Raw genomic sequence first — 8098 nt, 5'->3', positions numbered from 1 at the left:
CAAAGCGTAACGAACGCTCTATCAGCTAATTCGCTACGCTCTGCCCAAATTTACTTTTTCGCTATGTGTTTATTTTACATGTTTAACTTCCGAACGTAAAGATACACCATTTTCATTGAAAGCCTCCACACAATAATAATAATCCTGATCAGCAGTAAGGGTTTTCATCAATAAATCAGTCTTATCATAAACCATCCAAGAGCTGTAAAGTTTGTCCGGTGCAATGCCCCAAAGTATGTTGTAACCTTGTGCACCTTTCACAGCCTCCCAACGGATGGAGATGTCACGACGGTCTGCTTGGCGGTCAAGTACCAACTTTTTGGGTTGTTGCGGTGCCTTCCCCGTACCCAATCCAAAGACGCGAAGTTCAGATATAGCCAGATTCGGTGTCGGTATATCTATATTTTTATAACGGATATAACGGGCAGACTTGGGTAATGCCAGTTCAACATAATCATTCGGAGTATCCCTATAACTTTCCTTACGGTCCACCAATATATCCCAATTCTCACCATCAAGAGAACCTTCGATGAGATAACGGTGATGGAGTCCTTCGTAGCGACCGTACATATTACTTTGATAATCGTGATAGTTTATCTGAACAGCATACACATCAGCAGGTTTCTCTAAATCAATCATCACCCACTGCCGTTCGTCATTAGCCTCGGCAAGCCAAAAAGTTTTAGTCAGTTCATCCGTCAGGGCATCTGCCTTAAATTCGTCTTTTGTAGTAAAAGCCGTCACCGGCTTGCCATACGAGAGCAACATCCAGCCACGGAACTGTCCAGCCTTGCCCGGTACGGCAGGTGCATAACGGGGATAGTCTCCGAAACGGGTATCTACATACATAATGCCATCTTTATCAAACCCTGCCGGAAACATACAAAGGCGACGTTCCCAATTCACATTGATAGAGAGTGACATCGAAGCAAAATGCCAATACTGCCCCCCAGGACCAAGCACGGTACTTCCATGTCCGGCACCGTTCATATAACCACCCGGCTTGTAGGACACCGGATTATGCTTTTGGTAAGTATAAGGCCCCATCGGATAATCGGCCACATAAACACCATCGGCATAGACATTGAATTCCGTTCCCGGAGCACCGTATTGCATATAGTATTTCCCATTATGCTTCGTCAGCCAAGGCCCCTCAATATATCCGCCCAATACAGTATCCGTATGGTTTTCACCGAAACGTTCCCAGCCATGTTTAGGCATATCCAAATTGAAGAGTTCTTTCGTTTCTCCCTTCTTGATGAAACGCCGCTTCTTGTCCAGTTCCATTCCCCTGATAGGATACACATTGGAAGAACCCCAGAACATATACGCTTTACCGTCATCGTCAATAAACAAATCGGGATCTTGCAGATTATGCAAAATTGCCGGAACAGCTTCCCAGTTTCCTGAAGCCGGATTATCCGTATAAAGGATACTCATGGAACCGGAAGGATCACCGGTCACATAAAGTACCGAATCTTTGTAATTATGTGCCGCCGGAGCATTACACCCTTGCGGATACCAGTTCCTGCCCGGACGTACAAACTCCCAGTTCAGCAAATCCCTGGAACGCCAATAACCGTGTGAACGGGTGACAAACATATAATATTCACCCCGAAACTCCACCACGGCAGGATCGGCACCGGAACGGTAGGAGATACTCTTATCCGAATTATAAATCATATACGTGTAATCGATATTCAAAGGATTACAATAAGTATCCATACGCATGTCCTGTGCAGAAAGGAAATTCGCCAAACACAACAGCAGCACCAGACCACTTAATCTTTTCATCATATTATCCACATTTATATTTCTAAATATTCATTTATACATCACGAAATATGCACCATTATTTACACAGAGATTCAGGAACATCATATTCTTCCTGCAGGCGGGCAAGTTCCGCTTTCAATTCTGCAGCAACCTTCTCCATCCCTTTTTCACCATACAAATTATGCATTTCTGCCGGGTCCTCCTTCAAATCATAAAGTTCCCACTTGTCATCCACATAAAAATGCATCAATTTATAGCGCTCCATCTTGACACCGTAATGTGCACGGACACTATGAAAACCGGGGAATTCATAATAGTGATAGTAAAGTGACTTCCTCCAGTTTCGTGGAGTATTTTCTCCCTCTACCAACCGACGAAATGACACTCCCTGCATGTCTTCAGGAATCTCAATTCCACACATATCGAGAAAAGTGGGAGCGAAATCAATATTTTGAGTTAATCCTGTTACCTGCGTTCCAGGCTTAATATGTCCCGGCCAGCTCATTACCATCGGCATACCGAAAGACTCCTCGTACATAAAACGTTTATCAAACCAACCGTGCTCGCCCAGATAGAACCCCTGGTCTGTAGTATAAACGACAATCGTATTTTTATCCAATCCGGTACGCTTCAAATAATCCAATATTTCTCCTACACTCTCGTCCACGCTTGCCACACAAGCCATATAATCCTGCAAATAACGCTGATATTTCCATTCTGCCACCTCTTTGAAAGTACGCTGTTTCGAATAAAATTCATTGTTCCGTTCACGATAGGCATCCATAAAACGGCGGCGCTCATCCGGCTCCATCGTACCAAGAAAAGCATGAGGCCACGGGTCGAATAGCAGACTGTCGCTATTCATACCCGCAACCATCTTCAAGTCGTGACCTTCGTACATATCACGGTATATATTCATCTTCTGCATTTGTGCCGCATAACGTCCTTCGTATGCATCATAATAATTGTCGGGTAAAGGGAACTGCGTGTGTTCGTACAAATGATAATGCCGTTCGGCAGGCACCCAATTACGGTGAATGGCTTTGTGATGCATCATCAGGAAAAAAGGTTTATTCTTATCCTCGCGCCCACTCATCCAGTCTTCACAATATTGAGTGATGAGGTCAGTTACATATCCTTTATGCCGAGTGGTATCTCCCTCGGTAATAAAATACGGATTATAATAATCTCCCTGATCATTCAAAATCATCCAATGGTCAAACCCGGTAGGCTTTGAAACAAGATGCCACTTGCCGATAATGGCTGTTTCATAACCGTTTGCTTGCAATATCTTCGGCAGTGTCTGCTGCGAACCGTCAAATCCTTTATTTCCATTCCTCATAAAACCATTCTTATGACTATGCTTACCAGTCAGTATGGCTGCACGACTGGGACCGGAAATGGAATTGCAACAGTAATTATTCTGAAATACCGCCCCTTCATGCCCAATACGGTCAATATGGGGAGTAGGAGCTATTTTACCTATGGGATGTCCATATATACTCATTGCTTGTCGGGCATGGTCATCACTCATGATAAAAATAATGTTAGGACGCCTGTTTCCTATTCCTTGTTTCTGTTCTTGTCCTTGCATCCAAACCGAAGGAACAAAGGGCAACAAGGCAATTCCCCAGGATAGTTTATTTTTCATGTATTCATTATTTGTTGTAATTTATCAAAGGCGTAACACCGTTTTATAATTTACTGATTATCAGTACAGTTAGAATACAGTGCATTCAGTATACGACTGAACCCTATTCAGTATACGACTGAATGGCATTCACTATACGACTGAATCAAGTTCAGTATACAAGTGTTTCTTGAGCCCTTATGATTTGTAAATAATGCAGAATAGAATTAGACGAGTGCCTCTTTACAGTTTCAAAGTAACCAATACGGGAGCATGGTCGGAAAGATAGCCATTGTCCGGCTTATCGCCAACTGTGCGGTAACGCTCCACCTCTACAGAAGCATTTACGAATATAAAATCTATCAGCCTGCGCTTCTCCACCGGAATACGTCCGAAGTCATGAAAGCTCCATGTCGGTCCGTAAACGACCTTTGCCGTGGAACAAGCGTTCCTCATTCCACCTTCCGTCAATATAGTGACCGGCTCGGAGTCTACCGTTCCATTAAAGTCTCCAGTGATAATTACCGGAAGCTCTCTCGCTATTTGCTTTATCTTCTCGAGTATTAACTTAGCGCTTTCTCGACGTGCCACCTCACCTACATGGTCAAAGTGGGTGTTGAAAGCAGCTACTTTCCTGCCACTCACCTTGTCTTTCAACACAGCCCAAGTCACGATACGCTCGCATGCCGCATCCCAGCCTTTCTTTCCGATGGAATCGGGAGTCTCACTCAGTCCGAAATCTCCGTTCTTTAAAAGCTCAAAACGCTCTGTCTTATAAAAAAGGGAGCAATATTCGCCTTTCTCTTTTCCATCTGCACGACCTACGCCAAGGGCAGTATATTGAGGAAGACGCTCCTTCAAGTCATTGAGTTGATTCTTTACCACCTCCTGCATGCCCACAATGTCCGGAGCATAATAAGCAATCATCTGTGCTGCATTATCCTTACGGTATTTCCAGTTATTCATACTGTCCGCTACATGATCCAGACGGATATTAAACGACATCACCTCCACCTTAGCTTCCGGTTGCTTGCCGCACGAGGCGACAAGCAATACGAAAGCAACCAATACACTATTGAAAAGCACGTTTTTCATGGTTATAATCCTTTTTAATCTATATAAAATTTACCAAAATCAAATCCTGCCAAACCTAATCAGCCTTATTCAAATAAGGAGACGTAAAGCCTAATCTCTTCAATCCCTTCTGTACATCGGGATGACTCATGAAAAGCTTCCAAATTAAACCGGTGCGATAGTTCTCTATCATCACAATAATCGGTCCCTGGTCAATGGCAAGATACGAAGGCGCAAACCAATCCTCAGTCAGATTAAATGCATCTTTGAACCCATATTCACCCCAAAGACGGTCACCCAGTTCTTCATAGAAATAGCGCATGGCCTCCAAAGAATATTCCGGTGTATAAGGGATGGATGAAAGGGCCGCAGTAGGCGTAATCACGCCGCGATCATTTCCGGGGCTATGGGCCGAATAGCCTTTATCACCGTCACTGGCTGTCAATCCCCAGCATTTCTCACCGTAACCCTTATATCCCTTCGGATTGTCGATACAATAGGCACGGTTAATCAAGGTATGGGCCTTCATTTGTTCCTCGTAGTCAGCATAGCGGTCCTTCAAGCCATGCGGATCAAGCCCCATGTAAGAGTAATGAGTAAAGAACAAAGGACCGCCCTTACCGTTATCGTTTCCGAGAGGAAGCCTGATGCCATAATACTCCCGACCATTCAGAAAAGTATTCGCATTGACCCAGCCTTTATGATAAACACTCTCGGCAATCGGATAAGTAGGAGAAGACGCACCTAAAATATAAATAATGTGGCACTCGTTATGACCTTTAATCTGATGGTTCATCGCCCACCCGTTATAGGGTGACCAATGCCAATACATCACATCTTGCCCCTGAGTGAAAAAATTCCACTCTGCTTGGCGCCACAGATTATTAATCATTCCCCGGATACGGTTTTCCGTCGGATTATCCTTTATAAAATACTGATGGGCAGCCAACAAACCTTCGAACATGAAAGCGGATTCTACAATATCGGCTCCATCATCCTTACGGCTGAAAGGAATGGTCTTACCGGTTTTACCGTTCATCCAATGTGCCCACATGCCGTGATAACTGTCGGTATTCTTGTCGCTCAAGAAACGAACAATCTTCAGTATACGTTCAGCACCTTGTTCACGGGTGATAAACCCGCGTTCTATGCCGACAATGATAGCCATCACTCCGAATCCCGACCCACCAATGGTAGCTGTCTCGGCACCACCGTTACTCCGTTCATGCGCCAATCCGGATTCAGGATGGGCAAAATCCCAAAAGTAACGGAAAGTTTGCTTCTGAACGAGGGTCATAAGTTCGTCGTCAGAAAGCCGCTTCTGCTTTTTCTGTCCCGAAATCAAATTAAAAGGGTATAGCAAAAGTATCAAATATATTAATATTCTCATCATAATCATTCTTTTAGTTTAAGCACGGACTCTGAAAGCCAAGCTTCTTCAGTCCTTGTTGGATTTCCGGTATAGACATAAATAAATTCCAAAGGAGACTTGTTCTATAATTCTCTATCATACAGATTATCGGCCCTTGGTCAATGGCTATGTACTGAGTATCGTACCAATCTGCCGTCAAATTAAAGGCATCTATAAAACCATAATCTTTCCAAAGTTTGTCTCCTATCTTATAATAGAAGAAATGCAGCGCTTCCATTGACTCCTCCGGAGTATAAGGAAATGCAGACAAAGCAGCTGTTGGAGCAATGACCCCTTTATCATTAGTAGGTGAATGAGCTGAATATCCCGTATCGCCGTCACTTGCCGTCAACCCCCAACAAGAAGCGCTATAACCCGTATATCCTTTAGGATTTTCCTTACAATAATTGTAATTAATCAACGTATGATTGCGATTTTGCATCCAGTAATCGGCATATTGGTCTTCCAGTCCTTGTGGGTTAATGCCTAGAAAAGAATATTGAGATAAGAACAGCGGTCCCCCTTTATCCGAACCTAAAGGAAGAGTGATGCCATAATAAGATTTTCCATTCCTGATTCCTCCATTTTTAGCCCAGCCCGCTTCATATACAACTTTATCGATAGCATGTGTTGGAGACGAAGCAGCAAGTATATAAGTAATCAGACACTCATTCCATCCTCTTATTGCCAGGTTCTTCTCAAAACCGTAATCGGGACTCCAATGCCAATATAGTACATCTTCACCATTTTTCCGGAACCAAGTCCAGTCAATAGCTTCCCAAAGACGGGTTATGTCGGCACGCAACCTGCTTTCTACTTCCGTATTTTCCTTGAAATAGGCTCGAGCGGCAAGCAAACCTTGAAATAACAAGGATGTCTCAACCAAATCGGCACCGTTGTCTTTCTCACTGAAAGGTTTGGTTGCTCCCGTTGCGCCATTTATCCAATGTGCATAAGCACCATGATAAGCCGTACATTCCTTATCAAGAAAAGTAACTATCTTCTGCACTCGTTCAACAGCTTGCTGACGGGTAATAAAGCCCCGTTCAGCAGCTACCAGCATGGCCATCACGCCAAAGCCGGTACCACCGGTAGTAACGACATCGCCCGAAGTAGTACGTTCGCGCGCCATTCCGGAATATTCATGCCCAAAGTCCCAGAAGTACTTAAAGGTCTGCTTCTGTACCAATGTCAACAAGTCCTCATCAGGGATACGCTCAAACTTGTCTGTATCATCCATTCCTGTCTTAATCATACAAACCTTGCCATTGGAAAGCAGTGTCCCGGAAGTGGATTTCACCCCCGGATTGACAATCAATTTATACGATGACAAGACTTTAAAGCCTCCCTTAGGAGTCACCGATACTTTTTTCTCTTGCAGGAACTCATAATCGCAGCTTACAGGAAGCTCCTCATGTTTCAAAGCAATATTGTTACGGGCTGAAGCCTCATCTACAGCATCCGAGAACTCCAAAACAATGGCTACATTGGGAGCAACATTCTCAAATGTCTGTTGGTTTTGTTGGTCACCCACAATGATATTCTTCAACTCGAAAGGCTGATTCACTTCAGGTTGATTATCACCACTGCACGCAACCAACAAAAGACATACTATGAAATATAATACTTTCATCCTATCATCAGATTAAAGTGTAGCTTCATTCTTTTCCAGAGTAAATACTCTGAATTTCGGTTGCCGTCAACACCTTGTCATATAAGCGGAACTGATCAAGCTGACCGGGAAAGTTCTTTGCCCAGGTTTGTGCTCCTGCACCCGAAGTAAGACTCGGAGTAGTGCTGAACTGAAATGCACCAACAGCCAAAGAAGCGCCTACATTATTAAACTTCAATTTCCCACAATCTGGCAATTCTTTGGTAAAGACACCCTCACCATTACGATAAACAGTAATGGTAGAAGTATTGCCATCATACACAAAAGCCAGATGCACCCATTCGCTACCAAAAATATCATCTATTTTTGCCTCAACCCATCTTTCATCATTCTCTTTTGCTGTCTGATTGAAGATATGAACCTTGAAAAATGCCTGAGTCTCGCTATTATTATTCTCCAAGAAGATGTCGAAGTTGCCCCAGAATTTAATAGAGTTAGGGATAGAGAACAAACCTTGCGCAGAAGTATTCTTAGTGGTTCTCATCCAGAAAGCTACAGTCAAATCACCGATAGTGGGCATGTTATTTTCCAATAT

Annotated in this window: 6 protein-coding genes; all 6 read right to left on the bottom strand. The window is 43.6% G+C overall.

Annotated features, from left to right (window positions below; genetic code table 11):
- Positions 1–69: 69 nt before the first annotated feature.
- Entirely contained in the window at positions 70–1794 is a 1725-nt protein-coding gene (locus ABUA47_RS09615; RefSeq protein ID WP_039160361.1) for a family 43 glycosylhydrolase, read from the bottom strand.
- Positions 1795–1852: 58 nt separating this feature from the next.
- Positions 1853–3427 (bottom strand): sulfatase, encoded by a 1575-nt coding sequence (locus ABUA47_RS09610; RefSeq protein ID WP_005834483.1) that lies wholly within the window; start codon positions 3425–3427, stop codon positions 1853–1855.
- A 222-nt stretch (positions 3428–3649) separates the two neighbouring features.
- Positions 3650–4501: an endonuclease/exonuclease/phosphatase family protein gene (locus tag ABUA47_RS09605; RefSeq protein WP_035447142.1), complete on the bottom strand. Its 852-nt coding sequence runs from the start codon at positions 4499–4501 to the stop codon at positions 3650–3652.
- A 55-nt stretch (positions 4502–4556) separates the two neighbouring features.
- A complete protein-coding gene (locus ABUA47_RS09600) occupies positions 4557–5873 on the bottom strand; it encodes a glucoamylase family protein (RefSeq protein WP_009037668.1) in 1317 nt (438 codons plus the stop codon).
- A gap of 10 nt (positions 5874–5883) precedes the next feature.
- Positions 5884–7524: a glucoamylase family protein gene (locus tag ABUA47_RS09595; RefSeq protein ID WP_022402167.1), complete on the bottom strand. Its 1641-nt coding sequence runs from the start codon at positions 7522–7524 to the stop codon at positions 5884–5886.
- Between the two features lie 25 nt (positions 7525–7549).
- Positions 7550–8098, bottom strand: a 549-nt coding sequence (locus ABUA47_RS09590) for a LamG domain-containing protein (RefSeq protein ID WP_349831565.1), incomplete at its 5' end; no start/stop codon positions are given.

The organism is Bacteroides sp. RTP31139st1_H2_RTP31139_211217, assembly GCF_040227615.1.
GTDB lineage: Bacteria > Bacteroidota > Bacteroidia > Bacteroidales > Bacteroidaceae > Bacteroides > Bacteroides uniformis.
Note: the sequence above shows the minus strand (reverse complement) of the source record. Positions and strands in the feature narration are given on the sequence as shown.

Bases quoted from the DNA above. Each gene is read 5' to 3' on its own strand.
- ABUA47_RS09615 (WP_039160361.1), bottom strand. From the start codon at position 1,794: ATGAAAAGATTAAGTGGTCTGGTGCTGCTGTTGTGTTTGGCGAATTTC.
- ABUA47_RS09610 (WP_005834483.1), bottom strand. From the start codon at position 3,427: ATGAAAAATAAACTATCCTGGGGAATTGCCTTGTTGCCCTTTGTTCCT.
- ABUA47_RS09605 (WP_035447142.1), bottom strand. From the start codon at position 4,501: ATGAAAAACGTGCTTTTCAATAGTGTATTGGTTGCTTTCGTATTGCTT.
- ABUA47_RS09600 (WP_009037668.1), bottom strand. From the start codon at position 5,873: ATGATGAGAATATTAATATATTTGATACTTTTGCTATACCCTTTTAAT.
- ABUA47_RS09595 (WP_022402167.1), bottom strand. From the start codon at position 7,524: ATGAAAGTATTATATTTCATAGTATGTCTTTTGTTGGTTGCGTGCAGT.